The 19,479-nt window shown below is 66.0% G+C and carries 23 protein-coding genes and 2 pseudogenes; 1 reads left to right on the top strand and 24 read right to left on the bottom strand.

From position 1 onward, the window contains the following. Positions 1-9: 9 nt before the first annotated feature. From flgH to flgB, 8 genes and pseudogenes are all read right to left on the bottom strand, one after another. Positions 10-674 (bottom strand): annotated as a pseudogene (gene flgH / locus ACRQ5J_RS17830) (flagellar basal body L-ring protein FlgH). Next, the gene (flgG, locus tag ACRQ5J_RS17825) at positions 674-1,465 is read right to left on the bottom strand and encodes a flagellar basal-body rod protein FlgG (protein ID WP_432378519.1); all 792 of its coding nucleotides are present in this window, start codon (positions 1,463-1,465) and stop codon (positions 674-676) included. The pseudogene flgH and the gene flgG overlap by 1 nt, the downstream one beginning before the upstream one ends. A 23-nt stretch (positions 1,466-1,488) precedes the next feature. After that, positions 1,489-2,217, bottom strand: a complete 729-nt coding sequence (gene flgF / locus ACRQ5J_RS17820) for a flagellar basal-body rod protein FlgF (RefSeq protein WP_432378517.1) — start codon at positions 2,215-2,217, stop codon at positions 1,489-1,491. 8 nt (positions 2,218-2,225) lie between these two features. Next, entirely contained in the window at positions 2,226-3,491 is a 1,266-nt protein-coding gene (locus tag ACRQ5J_RS17815; RefSeq protein ID WP_432378515.1) for a flagellar hook protein FlgE, read from the bottom strand. Between the two features lie 15 nt (positions 3,492-3,506). Continuing rightward, a complete protein-coding gene (locus tag ACRQ5J_RS17810) occupies positions 3,507-3,947 on the bottom strand; it encodes a FlgD immunoglobulin-like domain containing protein (protein WP_432383678.1) in 441 nt (146 codons plus the stop codon). 94 nt (positions 3,948-4,041) lie between these two features. Further along, positions 4,042-4,197: pseudogene (locus ACRQ5J_RS17805) on the bottom strand (flagellar hook capping FlgD N-terminal domain-containing protein); the annotation flags it as partial. A gap of 3 nt (positions 4,198-4,200) precedes the next feature. Further along, a complete protein-coding gene (flgC, locus tag ACRQ5J_RS17800; RefSeq protein WP_090178962.1) occupies positions 4,201-4,623 on the bottom strand; it encodes a flagellar basal body rod protein FlgC in 423 nt (140 codons plus the stop codon). Positions 4,624-4,639: 16 nt separating this feature from the next. Continuing rightward, the gene (gene flgB / locus ACRQ5J_RS17795; protein WP_432378513.1) at positions 4,640-5,002 is read right to left on the bottom strand and encodes a flagellar basal body rod protein FlgB; all 363 of its coding nucleotides are present in this window, start codon (positions 5,000-5,002) and stop codon (positions 4,640-4,642) included. A gap of 160 nt (positions 5,003-5,162) precedes the next feature. Between flgB and flgA the strand changes: the two genes are divergently transcribed. Further along, complete coding sequence (gene flgA, locus ACRQ5J_RS17790) at positions 5,163-5,876, top strand: flagellar basal body P-ring formation chaperone FlgA (protein ID WP_432378511.1); 714 nt, start codon at positions 5,163-5,165, stop codon at positions 5,874-5,876. Here flgA and ACRQ5J_RS17785 read toward each other — a convergent pair. The 16 genes from ACRQ5J_RS17785 to fliF all read right to left on the bottom strand — a co-directional run bounded on the left by ACRQ5J_RS17785 (position 5,857) and on the right by fliF (position 19,478). Next, the gene (locus tag ACRQ5J_RS17785) at positions 5,857-6,627 is read right to left on the bottom strand and encodes a glycoside hydrolase family 73 protein (protein ID WP_432378509.1); all 771 of its coding nucleotides are present in this window, start codon (positions 6,625-6,627) and stop codon (positions 5,857-5,859) included. The two genes, flgA and ACRQ5J_RS17785, sit on opposite strands and share 20 nt — an antisense overlap. After that, positions 6,614-7,048 carry a flagellar export chaperone FlgN gene (gene flgN / locus ACRQ5J_RS17780; RefSeq protein ID WP_432378507.1) on the bottom strand — a complete coding sequence of 145 codons (435 nt, stop codon included), beginning with the start codon at positions 7,046-7,048 and terminating at the stop codon, positions 6,614-6,616. Before flgN ends, ACRQ5J_RS17785 begins: the two co-directional genes overlap by 14 nt. Beyond that, on the bottom strand, positions 7,045-7,317 hold the full coding sequence (locus tag ACRQ5J_RS17775; protein WP_432378505.1) for a flagellar biosynthesis anti-sigma factor FlgM: 273 nt from the start codon (positions 7,315-7,317) through the stop codon (positions 7,045-7,047). Before ACRQ5J_RS17775 ends, flgN begins: the two co-directional genes overlap by 4 nt. A gap of 39 nt (positions 7,318-7,356) precedes the next feature. Beyond that, complete coding sequence (locus ACRQ5J_RS17770; protein WP_432378503.1) at positions 7,357-8,421, bottom strand: flagellar motor protein MotB; 1,065 nt, start codon at positions 8,419-8,421, stop codon at positions 7,357-7,359. Next, the gene (gene motA, locus ACRQ5J_RS17765; RefSeq protein WP_432378501.1) at positions 8,381-9,298 is read right to left on the bottom strand and encodes a flagellar motor stator protein MotA; all 918 of its coding nucleotides are present in this window, start codon (positions 9,296-9,298) and stop codon (positions 8,381-8,383) included. The genes ACRQ5J_RS17770 and motA overlap by 41 nt, the downstream gene beginning before the upstream one ends. A gap of 51 nt (positions 9,299-9,349) precedes the next feature. After that, positions 9,350-10,087: a FliA/WhiG family RNA polymerase sigma factor gene (locus ACRQ5J_RS17760; protein ID WP_432378499.1), complete on the bottom strand. Its 738-nt coding sequence runs from the start codon at positions 10,085-10,087 to the stop codon at positions 9,350-9,352. A 66-nt stretch (positions 10,088-10,153) separates the two neighbouring features. Further along, on the bottom strand, positions 10,154-10,600 hold the full coding sequence (locus ACRQ5J_RS17755; protein ID WP_432378498.1) for a flagellar basal body-associated FliL family protein: 447 nt from the start codon (positions 10,598-10,600) through the stop codon (positions 10,154-10,156). A gap of 52 nt (positions 10,601-10,652) precedes the next feature. Further along, complete coding sequence (locus ACRQ5J_RS17750; protein ID WP_432378496.1) at positions 10,653-11,975, bottom strand: flagellar hook-length control protein FliK; 1,323 nt, start codon at positions 11,973-11,975, stop codon at positions 10,653-10,655. Next, positions 11,972-12,250 (bottom strand): hypothetical protein, encoded by a 279-nt coding sequence (locus ACRQ5J_RS17745; protein ID WP_432378494.1) that lies wholly within the window; start codon positions 12,248-12,250, stop codon positions 11,972-11,974. Before ACRQ5J_RS17745 ends, ACRQ5J_RS17750 begins: the two co-directional genes overlap by 4 nt. A 31-nt stretch (positions 12,251-12,281) precedes the next feature. Further along, entirely contained in the window at positions 12,282-12,674 is a 393-nt protein-coding gene (gene fliS / locus ACRQ5J_RS17740; RefSeq protein ID WP_432378493.1) for a flagellar export chaperone FliS, read from the bottom strand. A gap of 37 nt (positions 12,675-12,711) precedes the next feature. Further along, entirely contained in the window at positions 12,712-14,139 is a 1,428-nt protein-coding gene (fliD, locus tag ACRQ5J_RS17735) for a flagellar filament capping protein FliD (protein WP_432378491.1), read from the bottom strand. A gap of 100 nt (positions 14,140-14,239) precedes the next feature. Then, positions 14,240-14,671 (bottom strand): flagellar export protein FliJ, encoded by a 432-nt coding sequence (gene fliJ, locus ACRQ5J_RS17730; protein WP_432378489.1) that lies wholly within the window; start codon positions 14,669-14,671, stop codon positions 14,240-14,242. Then, the gene (fliI, locus tag ACRQ5J_RS17725) at positions 14,668-15,981 is read right to left on the bottom strand and encodes a flagellar protein export ATPase FliI (protein ID WP_432378487.1); all 1,314 of its coding nucleotides are present in this window, start codon (positions 15,979-15,981) and stop codon (positions 14,668-14,670) included. Before fliI ends, fliJ begins: the two co-directional genes overlap by 4 nt. After that, positions 15,978-16,694: a flagellar assembly protein FliH gene (fliH, locus tag ACRQ5J_RS17720; RefSeq protein WP_432378485.1), complete on the bottom strand. Its 717-nt coding sequence runs from the start codon at positions 16,692-16,694 to the stop codon at positions 15,978-15,980. The genes fliI and fliH overlap by 4 nt, the downstream gene beginning before the upstream one ends. Continuing rightward, complete coding sequence (locus ACRQ5J_RS17715; RefSeq protein WP_432378483.1) at positions 16,691-17,728, bottom strand: flagellar motor switch protein FliG; 1,038 nt, start codon at positions 17,726-17,728, stop codon at positions 16,691-16,693. The genes fliH and ACRQ5J_RS17715 overlap by 4 nt, the downstream gene beginning before the upstream one ends. Continuing rightward, positions 17,712-19,478 carry a flagellar basal-body MS-ring/collar protein FliF gene (fliF, locus tag ACRQ5J_RS17710; RefSeq protein ID WP_432378481.1) on the bottom strand — a complete coding sequence of 589 codons (1,767 nt, stop codon included), beginning with the start codon at positions 19,476-19,478 and terminating at the stop codon, positions 17,712-17,714. Before fliF ends, ACRQ5J_RS17715 begins: the two co-directional genes overlap by 17 nt. Position 19,479 lies beyond the last annotated feature (1 nt).

Below are 19,479 nucleotides of genomic sequence, written 5' to 3'. Positions count from 1 at the left end.
GAATTCACCTTAGAACGGCATCAACGGGCCGTTGAAGAAGCGCGACAGCCAACCCGGCTGCTGGGTATCGGCCAGCGTGCCTTGCGCCGAGTAGGCGATGCGGGCATTGGCGATGCGTTGCGACGACACCTGGTTGTCGGCGTCGATGTCGGCCGCGCGCAGGTAGCCGCGCAGGCGGACGAATTCCTCGCCGTTGTTCAGGGTCAGGGTTTTTCGCCGGACACGCGCAGCAGGCCGTTCGGCAGCACTTCCTGCACGATCACGGTGATGGCGCCGGTCAGCGCGTTTTGCTGGGTGCTGGTGGCGTCGCCGGCGAAGCTGTTGGAAGCGCCCAGGCCGACGCCGGCTTTCGGGAAGGTCTTGCCCAGCAACAGCGGCGCATTGATGTTGTCGGCCGACTCCTTCGAGTAGCTGGTGCCGGCCTTCTTGCTGGCCTGCGTGGTTTCCTGCAGGTTGACGGTGACGATGTCGCCGACGCGGAAGGCGCGGCTGTCCGAGGTCAGCGACAGGCCCAGGTCCGGGCTGAACACGCCGCCGGAGACGCCGCGCGGCACGCTGCTGCGGTTGACCGCGGGCGGCTCGTCGGACGGGCCGGGGCGCACCGCCGGCGGCTGCAGTGCGGCGCAGCCGGCCAGCGACAGCGTCGCGAGCAGGGCGGTGACGGCGGATTTCATCAGCGCGCCGCCTGCGACAGGTACTGCAGCATATTGTCGGCAGCCGACAGCACCTTGGTGTTCATCTCGTAGGTGCGCTGGGCTGCGATCATGTCGACCATTTCCTCGACCACCTGCACGTTCGAGCCTTCCAGCGTGCCCTGCTTGATCTTGCCCCATTGCGCGGTGCCCGGCTGGCCTTCGGTCGGCGTGCCCGACGACGGCGTTTCGGCAAACAGGTTCTCGCCCAGCGCCAGCAGGCCGGTCGGGTTGATGAACGAGGTCAGGGTCAGCTGGCCCAGCTGCTGCGGCGCGACGTTGTCGGCCACCTTGGCCGAGACGGTGCCATCTTCGCCGATGCTCAGCGCGGTGGCGTTGGCCGGGATGGTGATCTGCGGGATCAGCGGCAGGCCCTGGGCGTTGACCAGGATGCCGTTGGCGTCGACCTGCAACTGGCCGGCGCGGGTGTAGGCGGTGGTGCCGTCGGGCTGGCGCACCGACAGGAAGCCGTTGCCCATGACCGAGATGTCGAGCTCGCGGCTGGTGGTTTGCAGGATGCCCTGGGTGAACACTTTCTGCGTGCCGACCATGTGCACGCCGTTACCCAGCTGCACGCCGGACGGCGCCAGCGTGTTGTTGTCGGCGCGCTGCGCGCCCGGCTGCTGCTCGACCGAGTAGAACAGGTCTTCGAAGACCACGCGGTCGCGCTTGAAGCCGACGGTGTTGGCGTTGGCCAGGTTGTTGGCGATGGTTTGCAGTTTCTGGTCCTGCGCCTGCACGCCGGTCTTGCTGATCCACATTGCTGGATTCATGATTTCTCCCTGCTGATATGAGTTTAGCTGCCGCTGATCAGGCGGTTGCCGGCCTGGACCATCGAGTCGCTCGACGAGAACAGCTTCATCTGGATTTCAAACGCGCGGTTGAGGCTCATCACGGAGACCATCTCTTCCACCGCCGAAACATTGCTGCCTTCGAGGTGGCCCGGACGCACCACCACGGTCGGGTCGGTCGGCAACGGATTGCCGTCGCGCGCGACGATCAGGCCGGCTTCGTTCTTGGTCAGCTCGGACGCCTCGGCCTTGACCAGGCGCAGCTTGTCGATGGTCTGCATCGTGGTCGTGCCCGGCGCCTGGATGGAAATGGTGCCGTCGTTGCCGATGTCGATGCGGGTGTACTCGGGCAGCGTGATCGGGCCGCCTTCGCCCAGCACCACGTTGCCGTTGACGCGCAGCGTGCCGTTCTCGTCCAGCACCATGGCGCCGGCGCGGGTGTAGGCCTCGCCGGCGCCGGTCTGCACGGTCAGAAAGCCGTCGCCGGCCACCGCGACGTCGAGGTCGCGGCCGGTGCTTTTCATCACGCCCGGCTTGGTCGAGACGCTGTTGGCCTGCAGTTGCGACATGTGGCGGTCGTCGTAGCCGTAGCCGTTGACGGTTTGCGCGGCCGACTGTTCCATGTTGGCGCGGAAGCCGTTGGTGTCGGCGTTGGCCAGGTTGTTGGCGTGGACCTGTTGGCCGCGCAGGGCCCGTTCGGCCCCGCTCATGGCGGTGTAAATCAGCGCATCCATGCTTGTCCTTAGATCGCCTGCATCAGCGCTTGCATCATGGTGCTCTCGGTCTGGATGACCTTGGAGTTGGCCTGGTAGTTGCGCTGCGAGGTCATCAGGCCGACCAGCTCGGACGTGATGTCGACGTTCGACTGCTCCAGCGAGCTGACGGTCAGCGTGCCGCCCATGCCGACGCCCGGCGTGTTGACCAGCGGTTCGCCCGAGTTGATCGAGGTGATCCAGGCGGTGTCGCTGACGGCGGTCAGCGCGCCCTCGTCCGGGAAGGTGGCGATCGCCAGGCGGCCGATGGTCTGCTTCTGGCCGTTGGTGTAGCTGGCCACGACCGAACCGTCCTCGGCCAGCGAGACGCCGGTGTAGTTGCCGGCCGCGTAGCCGTCGGCGTTGTTGGTCGAGGTGGTGGCTTCGCCGGCGAAGCCGGTGGTGCCGCTGTAGTCGACCGCCACGGTGCCCAGCTTGCCGCCGTTGCTCAGCGCGACGCCCGACAGGTCCAGCGACAGCTCGTAGTTATTGGCCGGGGCGATCGGGTTCATCGCGCCGGTGGTGGCGTTGAAGGTCAGCGGCGTGGTGGCCGGCGAGACGGTGGTGACTGGTTTGCCGTCCAGCACGTAGTGGACGTCGACCGAGTTGGCGGTCGGCGCAGCCGTGGTGCCGGAGCGCACGAAGTACTGCGTCAGCGTGTGCTTGCCGCCCAGCGAATCGTAGATGACGGTGGCTTTCGACATATTGAAGGTCGACGGGTCCGGCGGCGTGGCTGGCGTCACGGCGGCGTCGTTCCAGGTGGTGGCCGGTACGGTCCAGTCGGCCGACAGGTTGCCCACGTAGTTGACTTCGCTCGACACCACGGCCGGGATCGAGCCGGTCGGGATCGCCAGGTCGCCCAGCGCGCCCATGGTGCCGGTCTTGCCGTCCACCGAGTAGCCCTGGATCTTGCGGCCCGAGGCGTCGGTCAGGAAGCCGTCTTTCGAGGCGCTGAAGATGCCGACGCGGGTGTACTGGGTTTCGCCGGTCGAGGCGTCGCGGGCGATGAAGAAGCCGCGGCCATTGATCGAGGCGTCCATCGAGCGGCCGGTGTTCAGCACGCCGCCCTGCAGGCCGATGTTCTGCGTGGTCGAACCGACCATCACACCGGTCACCTGGGTGCCCGCCACCAGCGACGAGAAGTTGGCGCGGCTCGACTTGTAGCCGTAGGTGCCGGCGTTGGCGATGTTGTGGCTGGTGACGTCCAGCGAATCGTTAATGGCTTGAATGCCAGACAATGCGATATCGAAACTCATGACGGATACCTTCCTTTAGAGACTAGATTGGGTGGCAGAAGCGGAGGCGGTCGCGGGACCGTTGAAAGCGGTAACGGCAGCCGGGCTGGTTTCTCCAATATTGGAGACGCTCAGCACCACGGCGCCGGTGGCCGACAGGCGCACGCTGTTCAGGCGGCCCTGGATGTCGATGGTCGGGGTTTCCTTGCTGGAGGTTTCCACCGCCATGCTGTAGCTGCCCTCGGGAATGCCGAGCGCCTTCGGGTCGATGCTGAAGCTGACATCGCCGGGCGCCTGCGTGCCGAGCTTGACGGTGTATTTGGTGCCGTCGGCGCCGGTTAGCACCAGGTTGGTGGTGGCGCTCGACGCCGCCAGCGTGGTCTGGCCGCTGACCTTGGTCGTGCCGTCCAGCTTGACCGTGGTGGTTTCCGCCATCACGTTCGAGCCGACCTGTGCGCCCAGCGCCAGCACCTGCATGCTTTGCAAGCACGCTGGCGCTGGCCGACGTCACATTGGTCAGGTTTTGCAGCGTTTCGGTCTGCGACAGCTGGGTCAGCTGTTGGACGAATTGCGCCGGATCGGTCGGCGACAGCGGGTCCTGGTTCTGGATCTGCGCCACCAGCAGCTTGGTGAACATGTCCGACGCCTCACTGGCGGTGTTGCCGGTGATGCTGGTGCCGGTCGTTGCCGACGAGCTGGTGTTGTTGTTAAGGAGACTGACTGCCATGACTTAGCCTTCGCCGAGTTTAAGGAGGGATTGCTGCATCGTGCGGATGCGGCCCAGGACTTCAACATTGGTCTCGAAGGCGCGCGAGGCCGACATCATGTCGGTCATCTCGGCCACCTGGTTGACGTTGGGGTAGAACACCATGCCTTCGGCATTGGCCATCGGGTTGCCCGGCTCGTAGACCTGGCGCAGCGGCTCGGCCGATTCGACCACGTCGAGCACCTGCACCTTGCCGCCTGCGCTGTTCATGCCCTGCGGGCTGTCGCTCATGACGGCGGCAAACACCGGCTTGCGCGCGCGGTAGGTGTCGCCCTCGGTGGCGGCCACCGAATCGGCGTTGGCCAGGTTGCTGGCGATGGTATTGAGCCGTACCGACTGGGCCGCCATGGCCGAGCCGGCGATCTCGGAAATATTCTTGAAGGACATACGGAGTGCTCCTCGATTACTGGCCGGCGATGGCCTTGGCCAGGCCCTTGAACTTCATGTTGACGAAGGTCAGGCTGGTCTGGAAATCGGTGGCGTTCTGCGAGAACGCCGCCTGCTCGACGCCGATCTCGACGGTATTGCCGTCGCGGGTCGGGTGGAACGGCACGCGGTACATCAGCGCGCTGTCGCCGCCGTCGCCGAGTTCGCCGTTGCCCTCGGCCCGGACATTGGCCATGGTGGCGGCGAAGTCCATGTCCTGCGCCTGGAAGCCGGGCGTGTTCTCGTTGGCGATGTTGGCTGCCAGGATGCGGGTGCGCTCGGAACGCAAGGCCAGCGCGTCGCCATGCACGCCCGCTGCATCTTTGAAGTTAATGCCCATAATCTTCCCCTGTGTGGACGTTGCGGTAAAACACGATCATCGACAAGCGCTACCTGCCATGTAGAATGACGGCCGGGCGCTTGCCAGCGCCACCGTCTCCGGCATCATAGTAGAGGTATTGCCCATGTTCAACAAATCTATTGTAACTGTTTCGGCTGGAATGTTGCTATGTTGCATTCCATTTTCTTCGGCGCTGGCCGCCAACGGCCCGGTCGCGGCCGACCAGGTGCCGGCCATCGTGGCCGCCGCCGCGCGCCAGCAGGTCGCGCGCTGGGCCGAGGGCAACGGCCTGAGCGAGCCGCAATTTACTGTGTCGGTGGTGCCCGGAACCCGGCCGCTGACGGGCTGCAGCGGCCCGGTGACGGCGCAGGGGGCCGATACGCGCACGCCGGCGCGCATGCGTTTCGTGGCGGTCTGCGCCGGCGCTAACGGCTGGCGGTACGAATTCATCGTGCGCGCGCAAGTGAGCGCGCGCATTGCAGTGATGGCAAATGACTTGGCGGCAGGGAAAGTTCTTGCAGACGAAGATGTGTTGCTGGAGCGCCACGATGTGTCGGCGATCACCGACAGCATCGGCGATCCGCAGGAGGCGGTCGGCATGAGCGGCAAGCGCAGCCTGCGCGCCGGCGAGGTGTTGAGGAAGAATGTGCTGATGTCGCCGACGCTGGTCAAGCGCGGCGAGCCGGTGCGCATCATCGCGCGCCACCAGCAGATCGAGGTGACGATGGCCGGCGACGCGCTCGACGCCGGCGGCCGCGGCGACACCATCCGCGTGCGCAATTCGAATGGCACGGTGATCCGCGCCCGGGTCAGCGGCGCGGCCACGGTGGAACCCGTCACGTTGCCGGTCACAGCTAGTTCTCCGTCGGAGTAGCGCCGAGGCTGCGCTGTAATTGCGCGGCTACCTTGCTCAGCTTGTCTGCATAATTGGGGTCGGTGGCATAGCCTGCGCGCGCCAGGCCGCTGGCGAAGGCGCGGGCGTCGCTGCCGGTGTTGAGGGCGGCCGCGTAGCGCGGATTGCTGGTCAGCAGATCGGCATAGTCGCGGAAGGCGCTGGCGGTGTCCGGGTAGCTGCGGAAGCGCTCGGTCTTCTTCAGCATGGCGCCGTGTTCGTATTCGGTGGTGCTGGCGACAGCGACGTCGCCCTGCCAGCTGGCGCCGGCCTTGATGCCGAACAGGTTGTTGGCGTTGGCGACGCCGTTTTTCAGCGGCTGCCTGCCCCAGCCCGATTCGAGCGCGGCGTGGGCGGCCACCAGCTCGGGCGCCACGCCCAGCTTGCCGGCGGTTTCCTGCGCCCATGGCTTGATCGAGGCCAGGAATTGCATCTGGGTGTCGCGGTCGACGCCGCTGCCGTCGTCGTCGAGGCTGGCGCTGCCGCGGTTGCGCAGCGCCATCGCCTGCAAACTCATGGCCTGGGAGGAGGGGGCGGCGTCCGCGCGCAAGCCGCCGTCGCCGTTGGCGATATAGGCGGCGACATCGGCCTGCACCTGCATGGCGGAATCGAAGGCACCGGCCGGCGCAAAGCCGCCCAGCGCCGCGGCCGGGCGGCTGGCGCTGATGTTCGAGACGGTGGCGGCGGTGGGTGCGGTGGCCTGCATCCCGGTCATGCCACTAAGTTGGCGCATACAGTTGTTCCTCGCCGTGCAGCACGCGCTGCAAAATGGTGTATTGCTCGGCCAGCAAATCGCCGTTGCGCTTGCTGAGTCGCTTGCATTCGGTCACCGCGGTTTCCAGCGATGCCCAGTCAGCTTCCATTTTCTCCCGGGTCGGGCTTTTGAGCAAGGCGAAGGCCTGGGCCATATTGCCAGTTTCACCAACTAAACGTTGTGCCAGCGCCACGCGTTCGGCGCGCCGTTGCTGCATTGCGTCAACTAGCGTGCTGATAGCCTCGGCGGCGGCGCCCAGTTCGGCCGCCCTGTGGCCGAGCGCCGCCTCGAACTGCTGGCGCAGCAGCTGTTGCAGCTGCGGGTAGGCGACCAGGTCGGCGGCGATCCCGGCCAGCAGTGCGCGCATCGCGTCCTGCCGGCTCATGCTGCGGATATTCACTGCTCGCTCCCATGGAAGCGCTGGATCAGGCCGGCCAGCTTGGCCGGGTCGAACGGCAGCTCGCCCTTGGCCAGCGCGTCGCGCAGCATGTCGACCCTGGCCTGGTCGATGTCGGGCATGTCCTTCATCGCTTGCAGCGCCGGCTGCATGACCGCCGATTGCAGCGGGGCGGGCGAGGGCGCGGCAGGCGCTTCGGCCACGTCGGCCGGCGCGGTCTCGGCCACGCGCTGGACGGCCATGCCGTCCGGTGTCGATGTCGTGATTCTCATACGGGTGCCTCGTGTTGGCTTGGTTTCCATACGTCAGTCTTATTTATTGTGGCGCGGGTCGCGCAACGGGCTGTTCTCCGGCTTGCCGGTCAGCTGGTTGCGCAGCTTCTGCAGCAGCGTCGGGTCGGGCAGCGCGGTGTTCACATCGTGGATCAGCGGATCGCTGCTGTCCGGCATGCCGAACATGGCGGCGATGGTCTTGGCCTGGGCCGTGGTCAGGATCAGCAGCTCGATGCGGCGGTTGACGCCGGCGTCGGCGCGCTTGATGTCGAGCGGCGCGCGGTCGGCCATGCCGACCACCTGCAATACCGATTCCGGGTTCATCGAGCCGGCCAGCAGCTGCGAGCGGGCCGACATGGCGCGGTTGGCCGACAGTGTCCAGTTGGAAAAGGCGGCGTAGCTGGTGTCGGCGTACTGCAGCGAATCGGTGTGGCCGACGATCAGCATCTGGTTTTCCATCTGCTTGAACAGCGGGCCCATCTTGCGCAGCAGCGCGCGGAACTTGTCGGTCGGCACGGCGCTGCCGCGCACGAACATGCCCTGGCGGTCGGTGTCGTGCAGCATCACGCGCAAGCCGTAGGGCGTGATGACGGCCTCCAGGTTCGACGTCAGGCCGAACTCGGCGCTCATCCTGGTCAGCGCCTTCGACAGCGCCTGCAGGTCGTCCGGGCTGTCGTACCTGACCTTGGACGATTGCGCCGTGTTTGGCGCGTCGGCAGGTTCCTTGGTCGGCTCGTCGCTGTCCTCGGCCTTGGATTTTTGCTTGCCGTCGGATTCGGTGTTGCCGAAGTGCGGCATCGGGAAGCGGTCGATCAGGCTGCCGCGCGGGCCGCCGACCTGCTCCGGCATGACGCCCTTGCCCTGGTCGGTCTTGGCGCCGTCGGCCTCGGTCAGGATCTGTTCCAGCGACTCGGTGTTACGCGCCGCCATCAGCCACAGCACCAGGAACAAACACATCAGCGCGAGACAGAAGTCGGCAAACGCTACCTTCCAGGCGCCGCCGTGGTCGTCGTGCTTGTGCTTGCCGCCACCGCGCTTGACGATGGTCTGGTCATGCGCCTTGTCATGCGGCTTTAGCACCACGGCCTCCACGACGCGAGTCATCGGCTGGCGCGCTGTCGCGGCCTTCCAGGTCATTGATCCAACGCTCCAGCTGGGCGAAGCTCGGCTTGATGTTGAGCGCCACCAGGCGGCGGCCGGCGTCGATCGCCAGCAGCGGCGGCTTGCCGGCCACGTGGGTGACCAGCACCACCTTGACGGTTTCCTTGTTCGACGCTTCCGAATTGATCAGCTGTTTCATCATATTGCACAGCGGGTCGATCAGGCCGTAGCAGAAGAAAATACCGATGAAGGTGCCGACCATGGCCGCGCCGACGTGCTCGGCGATCTCGCCCGAGGTCGCGCCCTCGTTGACGGTGTTCATGGTGATCACGATGCCGAGCACGGCGGCCAGAATGCCGAAGCCCGGCATCGCCTCGCCGATCTTGCCGAGCGACTTGGCCGGCTGTTCCAGCTCGGTGTGGATGGCTTCCAGTTCCTGCTCCAGCACGCCTTCGAGCTCGTGGGCGTTGATCTTGCCCATCGCCATCAGGCGGAAGTTGTCGACGATGAAGGCCAGCAGCTTCGGCTCTTCCAGCACGCGCGGGTAGCGCTGGAACAGTGGGCTGTCCTTCGGCGCCTCGACGTGGGCGTCGAGCGCCTTCAGGCCGCCGGCCGCCAGTTGCAGCAGTTCATACATCAGCAGCAGCAACTGACGCTGGAACTCGGAGTCGTATTTCTTCTTGGTGATGATTTTTTTAATCTGCGTCATCATCTCCTTCAGCACGTGGCTCGGGTTGCCGATGACCAGCGCGCCGATGCCGGCGCCGGCGATGACGATCAGCTCGATGGGCTGCCAGATCTGATGGAAGGCACCGCCCATCATGAAGAAGCCGCCGAACACACTGGCCAAAACTATGAGAAGACCGACTATTTGCTGCATGATGATTCGCCTTTCCGCGTCATTTTCTTAATTCCCGCCGCACCGCGCCGTTCAGGCGCTTTGCAGAACTGCTTTCATTTTGTTCAGCGCCGCCTTGTTGAGCTGACAGACGCGGGCGTCGGTCAGGTCCAGCACGGCGGCGATTTCCTTGTAGCTCAGTTCGAACTCGTAATACATCTGCACCACCCGCTGCTCGCGCTCGTCGAGGCCGCGCAGCGCCTGTTCCAGGCTGCGCCGCACCATCAACTGCTCTTCCGGGCTGGGCGCGCTTTCGTTGCTGACGCTGTCCTGGAGGATGTCGTCGAAGCTGGCGATCAGCTCGGCGTTTTCGTCCATCAGATAAGCCTGGTAGGCTTCCGGCGTCAGCGCCAGGTTGCTCATGATCTCGTGCTCGCTCGGCTCGCGGCCGAGCTTGCGGGTGAGGGCGCGCACGGCGTCGCGCAGCTTGTGGCTTTGCTGGCGCACGGCGCGCGGGCGCCAGTCCTGGCGGCGCAGCTCGTCAAGGATGGCGCCGCGCACGCGCAGGCTGGCGTAGCTGCCGAAGGCGGCGTCCGGCTCGCCGTAGCGGCGCAGCGCCTCCAGCAGGCCCATCAGGCCGATCTGCTCCATGTCGTCGCGGTCGATGGCGCCGGCGATCTGCGAATTGAGCTGGCGCACGATGCGCTTGACCAGCGGCGCATATGCCAGCAGATGCTTTTGCTCTTCGGCCACGCTGAGCGTCGACGGCGTGGCGCCGTGCTCGCTGTAGCCTTCTGCATAAGTGTCTGCGAATTCTTCTACATATCCCATGCCCGCTCCACTTGTGTTCATGCTGCCTGGGCCTACTCGACGATGAGCTTGCCAATCATGACTTCGTCAAACGGCTTTTCGCGGCCTTCCTGTTCGAACTCGTGGTCGAAGGCCTTGTTCAGCTCGGCGGCAAACTGGTCGATGGTCATCACGCGCGCTGGCCATCGGCAGGTTGGACAAGGTCTTCACCGCAACGCTGCGCAGCATCGGCAGGTTTTCCTTGGTTTCCTTCTCGCGCTTGGCGTCGGTGGCCACCACCAGGTCGGCCGACAGGTAGTGGGTCACGTTGTCGCTCGGCTCATGGCGCAGCATCACCACCACCTTGTCCACCGTCAGGTACTTCGGCGGCAGTTCGGACTTCTTCACTTCCTTCTTCGGTTTCTTCTTGGCGTCCTTGCTTTCCTCAGCGTGTTCCTCGTCGCCCTTGGACATATACCACACGGCCCCGCCCGCCACTGCGGCGCCGACCACGGCTACCAGTACAAAGGCGATGATGACTTTCATGTTCTTCATTTAACAGATTACTCCCCGGTCATGGCAAAGGTGGCGGTGCTGTCGTCTTCCGTCAGCGCGCGGCCGGCGTGCGGCCGTCATCCTGGTTGCGTTGCTGGCCGTTGCGGCCGCCGCCCTGGTCGGCCTGCGCCTGGGCGCGCGACGACGACACGGTGACAGCGACGTCGGCGAACTGGCGGTTCGACAGATCCTGGCGCACGCCGTCGCTGATGGTGTTGAGCTGGCGCACCACTTCGCTGTTATTGGCCGACAGGTTGACCTGCAGCGCACCGGCGCTGTGGCGGATCGAGATTTCGATGGCGCCCATGTTCGGCGGTTCCAGGCGGATGACCGCGTGGTCGTTATTGCGTTGCAGCTGCAGTTGCAGGCGGTCGCCCAGCGCTTCGCGCAGCGGCTGCTGCCATTGTTCCGGCGTGCCGGCCAGCTTGACGGTGGCGGCGGCCTGGCCGGCGGCCGGTGCGGCGCCTTGCGTGACGTTGACGCCGGCCAGCGGGCTGGCGGCGCTGTTGCCGTTGTTGCCATTGCCGCCGTTGCCGTCGTCGGCGCCGCTGTTGGCGCCGCCGGCAGCCGCGCCACTGGCGGCGCGCACGGCGTCGGCGGTGGCGGTCGGTTGCAGCGACAGCAGGCGCGCATCCTTGGGCAGCGCCAGCTCGCCGGCGTTGGCTGCCGGCGCGTCGCTGTCGGCCGGACGGGCGGCGCCGGCCAGCGCCGCCTGGTTGACGGCGGCCGCTGGCGGTACGGCGGCCTGCGCGACGGCTGCCTGCGCGGCGTCGGCGGCCGGCGTCACGGCGACGTTGACGGCCGCCAGGTTCAGGCGGGTGGCGCTGGTATTCAGGGCGGCACTGACGGCGTCGACGCGGGCGGCGTCGCCATCGGCGGCAGGCGGCGCGACTGGCGCCGGCGCCGGCGCCAGGTTCAGCATCGAGGCGATCATGGCCGGCATGACGTCGCTGGCGGCAGCGCTGCCGGAACCGGCGGCGTCATCGCTGCCGCCCGTGGTGTCGCTGTCGGCGCCGGCATCGCCGCTGGCGCCGCTGAGGTTCAGCAGTTGGGCGAACAGTGGGGTGGCGGCAGGCGCGGCCGCGCTGGCCGCAGCCTGGGCGGCCTGCCCAGCGTCCGTGACGCCGGCGCGTGGCTGCTGGCCGGCCTGGGCGGCGGCATTGGCGGCGGCATTGGCGGCATTAGTGGCGCCGGCCGGGTTTTTGGCCGTGCTGGTGCTGGCACTGTTGGCGCTGGCGCCGGCCGCCCTGGCCGGTGCGGCGGCGTTCTTGCCGCTGTTGGCCGCGGTGGTGGCGTGGTTGGCGGCCACCGGGGCGGTCAGTTCGGCTTGCGCGGCCTTGGCCGCTGCCGTTGCGCTGGAGAGTGTCATGCTCATGCTTGGATTCCGTTTTCTGCTAATTCGCTTTCGAGGGCGTAGGCGACAAAGCCCTCTCTGTTGGCCTGCATCGCTTGCAGCCGGCGGCCGAGTTCGTCGGTGGCCTGGTTGCAGCGCTTTACTGCTTCTTCATGCATCTGGCGCAGCGCCGACAGCGCCGCCATCTCCTGGCTGTTCCACTTGCCTTGCGCGGCCATCTGCGGCAGCGCGGTGCCCATTAACGTGTTAATCGCCGCCAGCGTCTTCCAGTCCTCGGAAGCGATGGCGGCGCTCATTTTCTGCGCCATCTGCAGCAGGGTGCGCTGCCTATCCATTGGTTTTAGCCTGCACGCCGAGCCAGCCTTTTTTGATCGTGGTCAGCAGCGTGGTCACCTCATCGATGATGGTCGGGTCCAGGCTGACGCCGGCCGTGTACAGGCGGCCGGCGCAGTATTCGTACAGGCGGCCGAGGTTTTCCACCACCTCGCCGCCGTTCTCGAAGTCGAGCGAACTCGACAGACCGTTGATGATGTCGGTGCACTTGTTCAGGCTCTTGGCCTTCAACTCATAGCGCCGGCCCTCGATGTGGCCACGGGCGCGGGCCAGCTCTTCGAGCAGGCCGTCGGTGAGCACCAGCACCAGCTCAATCGGCGAGGCCCGTGCGACCTGGGCGTCGAGATTGGTGGAGTGGTAACTGCTGTAAGCTTCGTGGTTCATCATAAATCACCGTGCGGTCAAAAAAATGGCGGGTTAATGCTTAGCTGTCGCTGCTCGAGAACATGGCCGTGAACATGTTCGAGGTGCTGGTCATGCTCGACTGCAGCTGCTGCAGCGCGGTGAACTGCGCCAGGTAGCGCTTGTAGGCGTTGTCGAACTGGTTCTGCACCACGACCTGGCGGTCGGCGATGTCGTCCTGCAGCTTGTCGTTCTGCGTGCGGCGCTGCGTGATCAGGCCGCCGGTGCTGCTGGTCCAGGTGGTGGTCAGCTTGTTCATCGCGCCCAGCACGCCGGCGTCGACGCCGGTGCCGGCGCGGCCGAACAGCTTGTCCAGGCCTTCCGGATTGGCGGCGATGGCCTTGTTCAGGCGGGCCGAATCCAGCGTAATGGTGCCGTCCTTGTTGCCGATGATGCCGTAGCTCACCAGCGACTGGCCGCCGGTGGCGTCGCGCAGCATGGCGTTCAGGCGGTCGCGCAGATTGAGCACGCCGGCGTCGTTGTAGAAGGCGGCGTCGGCTGACGTGGTGGCGGTGCCGGTGGCCGAGGTCAGCGTGTGGTCGCCGGCGGCGGTCAGCGTCTTGATCACGCCCAGCAGGGTGTTGTAGGCGTCGACGAACTTCTGCACGTTGGCGGCGGTGCCGCTGTTGTCGGCCGCGACGGTCAGCGTGACCGGCGCGTCGCTGGCGCCCTGCGCCTGGGTGACGGTGAACTTGACGCCGTCGATAATGCTGAAGGTGTTGGACGCCTGCTCGATGGTTTCGCCGCTGGCGCCGCCCACCTGGACGATGGCGTTCTTCGCCGCGGTCATCACCTGCTGGTTGGCGCTGCCGAGGTCGGTCGACAGCGGCGCGCCGAGGCCGGTGGTGTCGATGCCGGTCACTTCGTTGGCCGTGCCGGTCGCGGCCGAGGTCAGCACCAGGCGGGTTTCGCCGTTGATGGTCATCACCGAGGCGGTCAGCTGGCCCTTGTTGTCTTCCGAGGCGTTGATGGCGGCGGCCAGTTCCTTGACGCTCAGGCCGGCCTTGCCGTCGGTATCGGCCTTCGACAGGTCGACGTCGATCAGCTTTTCGTCGGCGCCGCTGCCGAGCTTGATGGTCATGTTGCCGCTGGCGGCGCCGAGGTTGGCCGACATCTTGTAGCCGACCTGGCCGGCGGTGGCCATCTGCTTGACGAAGAACGAGTAGCTGCCGGCCTGCGCGCTGGAGGTGGCGGTGGCGGTGCCGATCGCGGTGTTGCTGAACGTGGCCTTGGTGGCCGTCAGCGAGCTGCTGCTGGTCGCCAGGCCGGACAGCGTCGACTGGAAGCTGGTCAGCGCCGAGCTGAGCTTGGTCAGCGCGCTGGTGGTGGCAGTCGCCTTGGCCGCCCGCGCGTCGAGTATCGCCTTGGTCGACGCCACATACGCATTGGCCAGGTTTTCTGCGGTGGTTTGCGGATCGTAGGTCGGGCTGCTGATGACGGATGTTGCCATGCTTTTACTCCTGGAAAGGATAAATGAAGTGTACCCCGAGATAGGGCGACCTTAATCGTTTCCGTATGAAAATATTTTGAACAATTTTTTGTAACTGCGCTTACTTTTGGCCGCGCAGCCACAATTGCGTTGCCAGTTCGTCATTTTGCTTGCGCTCCTTGACGTGCAACTCGCGATCGACGACCTTTTGCGTCTTGTCCAGCACCTTGCCCAGCACTTCGCGCCTGGCCCAGGCGGCGTTGAGCGCCTGTTGTGACACCGCCATATCGGCTTCGTGCATGTGCAGGTCGAGGCGGTGGCTGTCGGCCATCGCCATCACCGCCTGCTTGTAGTTGCCGCAATTGCCGGCCAGCGCCGGGTGCAGGTTGCCGCTGGCGCCGCTATTGGTGTACAAGCTGGTCAGGCGTTCCAGGTTTTTCTGGTAACGGTCGCGCAGATTGGCTTTTTCCGCCATTTCGGTCTGCAGGCGCTCCACCTCCGTGTTGCGCAGGGCCACCAGCGTGGTCAGATTACGGATCTTTTGTTGGCTCATGGTGTCATCAGCTTTTCAAGTTGCGCAATACATTGCTCGATGGGCGCCGCTTCCTTGGTGCCCTGGCAGAGGAAATCTTCCACCTTGGGGTGCAGTTGCACCGCCTTGTCGGTCACCGGATCGGCGCCGGGCACATAGGCGCCCAGCGGGATCAGGTCGCGCACGCGTTCATGCCGGGCCATGCTGGCCTTGAGCGCGCGCGCCGCCATCTGGTGTTCGTGGTCGATCACTTGCATCATGCAACGGCTGATCGATGCCGCAATATCAATTGCCGGGTAGTGGCCGCGCTCGGCCAGTTCGCGCGTCAGCACGATGTGGCCGTCGAGAATCGCGCGCGCGGTGTCCACCACCGGGTCCTGCTGGTCGTCGCCCTCGGCCAGCACGGTGTAGATCGCGCTCATGCTGCCGCTCTGGTTTTCGCCATTGCCGGCCGATTCGATCAGCTGCGGCAGGTTGGAGAACACCGACGGCGGATAACCCTTGGTGGCCGGCGGCTCGCCCAGCGCCAGCGCCACTTCGCGCAGCGCCATCGCATAGCGGGTCAGCGAGTCGACCAGCAACAACACATTCTTGCCCTGGTCGCGGTAGTGGGCGGCGATCGAGTGGCACAGCTCGGTGGCCATGACGCGCATCAGCGGGCTTTCGTCGGCCGGCGCGATCACCAGCACGGCTTTCTGCAAGCCTTCCTTGCCCAGCGACATGTCGACAAACTCGCGCACCTCGCGCGAACGCTCGCCGATCAGGCCGACCACGACCACGTCGGCCACGGTCTGGCGCGTCATCAGGCCCAGCAGCACGGACTTGCCGACGCCGGAGCCGGCCATCAGACCGACGCGCTGGCCCTTGCCCAGCGTGAGCATGGAATTGATGGCGCGCACGCCGACGTCGAGCGGTTCGGTCACCGGCTTCTTGCGCAGCGGGTGGACGCGCGGCGGCTGCGATTCGAGCGGGAAGTCGCCGCCCAGCTTGCCCAGGCCGTCGATCGGTTCGCCGAGGCCGTTGACCATGCGGCCCAGCCAGCCGGAACCGATCTGCAAGCTGACTTTTTCGGGCGAGGGCAGCACGCGCGCGCCGGTGGTCAGGCCGACCGCTTTTTTGAACGGCATCAGGTACGAGACTTTCTCCCTGAAACCGACCACTTGCGCGTCCAGCCAGTCGCCGCCGACTGTCTCAATCTGGCAACGCTGGCCCGTGTGCAGCGGGCACCCGACAGCCTCAAGCAATAAACCGGATGCGCCCACCAGGCGGCCCGTCGGGGTCGCCATGGGTACCGAACCCAGTTCGAGATTGCGTAAGGCGTCTGCGATCACTCTTCGGTCTCCGGTTCCTCGCCGCTGTCGGCGATCTGCAGTTGATTATCGACCTGTTCCATGACAGCCGCAAGACGTTGATGGCAACCGGCATCGACTTCATTATCGCCAGCCTTGATGCGGCATTCGCCGACTTCGAGGCGGGCGTCGGGAATCAGGTTCCAGCGCTTCGAGCGTTTCGGGTCCAGCTCGGCAATGCGTTTCAGTTCTTCCGGATTCAGGTAGACATCGATCTCGTCGCGGGTCGGCGGCATCGACGCCAGCGTTTCCTCGACCAGCGCCATCAGCTGCACCGGCTGCAGCGCCAGCTCGGCGCGGATCACCTGGCGCGCCACTTTCGCCACCAGGTCGACCACTTCCTTGCGCTGCGCGGCGCGGTAGTCGGAACGCAGCTTCTTCAGGCTCTTGAGCATGGCGTCGACCGGGCGCGCCATCTGATCGTAGGCAACCAATGTTTCGTGGCGGCCTTCTTCGCGCCCTTGCTCCTGGCCGGCCAGGCGGCCGGTTTCAAAGCCGTCTTCCTGGCCGCGCGCCAGGCCGATTTCGTAGCCGTCGCGCTGGCCCTGTTCAAACCCTTCGCTGACCGAGGCGGCCCACTGCGCGCCGCCGTCGCCGCCATGGCCGTGGGCATGGCCCTGGGCGGCAGCGGCGGCGGCGCGCTGGGTGGTGAACTGCGCCAGCGGCGGGAAGCGGTAAGGACGGAATTGCTTCATTCAACCACCTGTTCTGCAAACAGTTGAATCTCGACTTCGCCGGCGTCGGCCAGCGCTTTGACGGTAGCCATGATTTCCTGGCGCGTCTGTTCGATACGCGACATCGGCACCGGGCCGGCGCGCCGCATCATGTCCTCGAACGCTTGCGCCTGGCGTTTCGGCATGGTTTTCAGGATGGCGTCGCGCACCGAAATATCGGCGCCCTTGAGCGCGATGGCCCATTGCTCCAGCGGCACGTCTTCGAGGATGCGGGTGATCGCCTGCTCGGTCTGGTTGCCGAGGATAAAGAAGTCGTACATCGACAGCTCGATCTTGGACACCACGTCCGGGTCGTGCGCGCGCAGCAGTTCGACCATCTGCGCGCGGTTGCTCGGCAGGCGGTTGAGGATTTCGGCGGTCTGGCGGATGCCTTCGACGCTGGTGCCCTGCGAATCGAACGAGCTCAGGCAACGGTCCACCAGCTCGTCGAGCTCCTGCAGCAGGTCGGCGTCGACTTCTTCCATGCGCGCCAAGTTCAGCAGCACCAGGTCGCGCGTGTCCTGCGGCAGGCCGTCGATGATCTGGCCGGCCAGCGCGGCCGGCAGGAAGGCCAGGAACACCGCCTGCATCTGCACGTGCTCATTGGAGATGTACTCGGCCAGCCATTTCGGCGAGGCCCATTGCAGGCGCGCCATCTTCGGCCGCAGCTCGTCGCCGTAGATGTTGTTGAGCACGGTGTTGGCGAGGTCGCCGCCCAGCGCCAGGTCCAGCGAGCGCTTCAGGTAGGAGCGCGAGGCGCCATGCACGCCGGACTGCTCGCGGTAGTCGTCGAAGAACTTCTGCATCGCGTTCTTGACCGACTCGACCTTGATGCCGCTCATGCGCGACATCACTTGCGTCACTTCCAGCAATTCCTCGCGCGACAGGCAGCGCAGCACGGCGGCGGCCGGCTCTTCGCCTATGCTCAGCAGCACGATGGCTGCCTGCTCCACCGGCGTCAGCTTGGTCGGCATGGCGTATTCGCCATCATCTTCCATATTATTGAGTTCGGCCATTTTTCTGCATCCATTGTTTGACGACTTCGGCCACGCGTTCCGGTTCTTTCGCGGCCAGCACTTTCAGGTGGTCGACCATGACGTCCACGGCCGATCCCGGCGGCGGCAGGTCGTAGTTCTCCAGCAGCGGCACCACCGGCATGCCCGGCTGGCCGCTGGCGCCGGCCAGCGCCGGCGCGCCCGCGGCGGCGCCGTCGGCCAGCGCGGCCTGTTCCTTGGCGCCGGCTTCCCTGGCTTCGCGGGCGGCCGCCACGGCGGCCTGCTCGGCGGCGCGGCGCTCGGCGGCGGTGCGCGCGGCGTCCTTCGGATCGGGCGCGAAGCGCACGGTCAGCAGGCGCATGATCGGGCGCAGCAGCAGCAGGTAGCCGAGCAGGGCGGCGACGGCGTAGATCGCGTACTTGCTGATGTCGACAATATTGTCGCGCTCTTCCCACCAGGCGACCGGCGCCGCTTTCGGCGGGAAGTTCATGGCCGACACCACCAGCTGGTCGCCGCGTTCGGCGCTGATGCCGAGGCCGTTGCGCAGGATCTTGTCGATGTTGGCGATTTCGGCGGCGCTCCAGCCGGTCTTCGGCGTCGGCGCGGCGGCCTGCGCCAGCACCACCGCCACGCTGAGTTTCTCCAGGCGGCCACGGCTGCGCTTGGTCTGGGTGATGCTGCGGTCATACGCGTACTGGCGCGTGGTGGCGTTCTTGCGGGCGCTGCCGTCGGGCTGCTGCGCGTTCGGATCGGCGGCGCCGCCGGCGGTCTGCTGCGCGGCCGCGGCCGGGTTGGCGTTGGCCGGCGGCGGCCGGTTCGACAGCGTGCCCGGCACGCCCATCACCATGCGGTTGCGGTCCTGCTCTTCGCGCATGGCTTCGCTGGTGACCTTCGGATCGGCGCCGTATTTCTCGACGGTTTCCTCGACGCGGTCGTTGTCGACGTCGGCCGCCACCGACATGCGGTAGTTATCGTCGCCGATGACCGGACCGAGCAGGCCCTTGATATTGGTCTTGACCTGTTCCTGGTAGCGCTTGGCGGCGTCGTTGCCGGTGGTGCCGGCGTCAAAGCCGTCGGCCAGGTCGATGTGCGACGACAGCAGGTTGCCGCTCTGGTCGACCAGGCTGACGCGCGCCGGGTTCAGGCTGGCCACGCTGCCGGCCACCATATTGATGACGGCGGCGATCGCTTCCGGCTGCAGCGTGGCGCCCGGCTTGAGCTGCACCACCACCGACGCCGACGATTTGTCGCCGTCGGCCGACACAAACGAGGTCGACTTGGCGATCGACAGGTGCACGCGCGCATGCGAGATCGCGTCCAGCGTCATGATCGATTGCGCCAGCTCGCCTTCGAGGCCGCGGCGGAAGCGCACGTCCTGGACGAACTGCGACACGCCTAGCGGGTCGTTCTTGTCCATCAGCTCCAGGCCGGCCGGCAGCTGCGCGGTCACGCCCTTGGCGGCTAGCAGCATGCGCACCTTGCCCAGCATCGAATCGGGCACCAGCACCTGGCCGCTGTCCGGGTGGATGCGGTAGGGGACGTGTTCGGCGTCGAGCACGGTCATCATGTCCGGCGCCGAGACTTTTTCGCGCGCGCCGAACACCGGCTTGTAGCTGGACTGGTTGCTCCACATATACATCAGCACCAGCGCCGTCAGGCCGATGGCCAGGATCAGCAGCGGGTACAGCGTCTTCAGCAGGGCGGGGGGCAGCGACGGCGCGGACGGGTTGGCGCGCCAGCGCTCGAAGGCGGACTTGAAGGTGTTAATCACG

The organism is Duganella sp. P38 (genome assembly GCF_050859475.1).
Classification (GTDB): Bacteria; Pseudomonadota; Gammaproteobacteria; order Burkholderiales; family Burkholderiaceae_D; genus Rugamonas.
This window is presented reverse-complemented; position numbering and strand designations above follow the sequence as displayed.

Bases quoted from the DNA above. Each gene is read 5' to 3' on its own strand.
- flgG (WP_432378519.1), bottom strand. From the start codon at position 1,465: ATGAATCCAGCAATGTGGATCAGCAAGACCGGCGTGCAGGCGCAGGAC.
- flgF (WP_432378517.1), bottom strand. From the start codon at position 2,217: ATGGATGCGCTGATTTACACCGCCATGAGCGGGGCCGAACGGGCCCTG.
- ACRQ5J_RS17815 (WP_432378515.1), bottom strand. From the start codon at position 3,491: ATGAGTTTCGATATCGCATTGTCTGGCATTCAAGCCATTAACGATTCG.
- ACRQ5J_RS17810 (WP_432383678.1), bottom strand. From the start codon at position 3,947: ATGCAGGTGCTGGCGCTGGGCGCACAGGTCGGCTCGAACGTGATGGCG.
- flgC (WP_090178962.1), bottom strand. From the start codon at position 4,623: ATGTCCTTCAAGAATATTTCCGAGATCGCCGGCTCGGCCATGGCGGCC.
- flgB (WP_432378513.1), bottom strand. From the start codon at position 5,002: ATGGGCATTAACTTCAAAGATGCAGCGGGCGTGCATGGCGACGCGCTG.
- flgA (WP_432378511.1), top strand. From the start codon at position 5,163: ATGTTGCTATGTTGCATTCCATTTTCTTCGGCGCTGGCCGCCAACGGC.
- ACRQ5J_RS17785 (WP_432378509.1), bottom strand. From the start codon at position 6,627: ATGCGCCAACTTAGTGGCATGACCGGGATGCAGGCCACCGCACCCACC.
- ACRQ5J_RS17775 (WP_432378505.1), bottom strand. From the start codon at position 7,317: ATGAGAATCACGACATCGACACCGGACGGCATGGCCGTCCAGCGCGTG.
- ACRQ5J_RS17770 (WP_432378503.1), bottom strand. From the start codon at position 8,421: ATGACTCGCGTCGTGGAGGCCGTGGTGCTAAAGCCGCATGACAAGGCG.
- motA (WP_432378501.1), bottom strand. From the start codon at position 9,298: ATGCAGCAAATAGTCGGTCTTCTCATAGTTTTGGCCAGTGTGTTCGGC.
- ACRQ5J_RS17760 (WP_432378499.1), bottom strand. From the start codon at position 10,087: ATGGGATATGTAGAAGAATTCGCAGACACTTATGCAGAAGGCTACAGC.
- ACRQ5J_RS17755 (WP_432378498.1), bottom strand. From the start codon at position 10,600: ATGAAGAACATGAAAGTCATCATCGCCTTTGTACTGGTAGCCGTGGTC.
- ACRQ5J_RS17750 (WP_432378496.1), bottom strand. From the start codon at position 11,975: ATGAGCATGACACTCTCCAGCGCAACGGCAGCGGCCAAGGCCGCGCAA.
- ACRQ5J_RS17745 (WP_432378494.1), bottom strand. From the start codon at position 12,250: ATGAGCGCCGCCATCGCTTCCGAGGACTGGAAGACGCTGGCGGCGATT.
- fliS (WP_432378493.1), bottom strand. From the start codon at position 12,674: ATGATGAACCACGAAGCTTACAGCAGTTACCACTCCACCAATCTCGAC.
- fliD (WP_432378491.1), bottom strand. From the start codon at position 14,139: ATGGCAACATCCGTCATCAGCAGCCCGACCTACGATCCGCAAACCACC.
- fliJ (WP_432378489.1), bottom strand. From the start codon at position 14,671: ATGAGCCAACAAAAGATCCGTAATCTGACCACGCTGGTGGCCCTGCGC.
- fliH (WP_432378485.1), bottom strand. From the start codon at position 16,694: ATGAAGCAATTCCGTCCTTACCGCTTCCCGCCGCTGGCGCAGTTCACC.
- ACRQ5J_RS17715 (WP_432378483.1), bottom strand. From the start codon at position 17,728: ATGGCCGAACTCAATAATATGGAAGATGATGGCGAATACGCCATGCCG.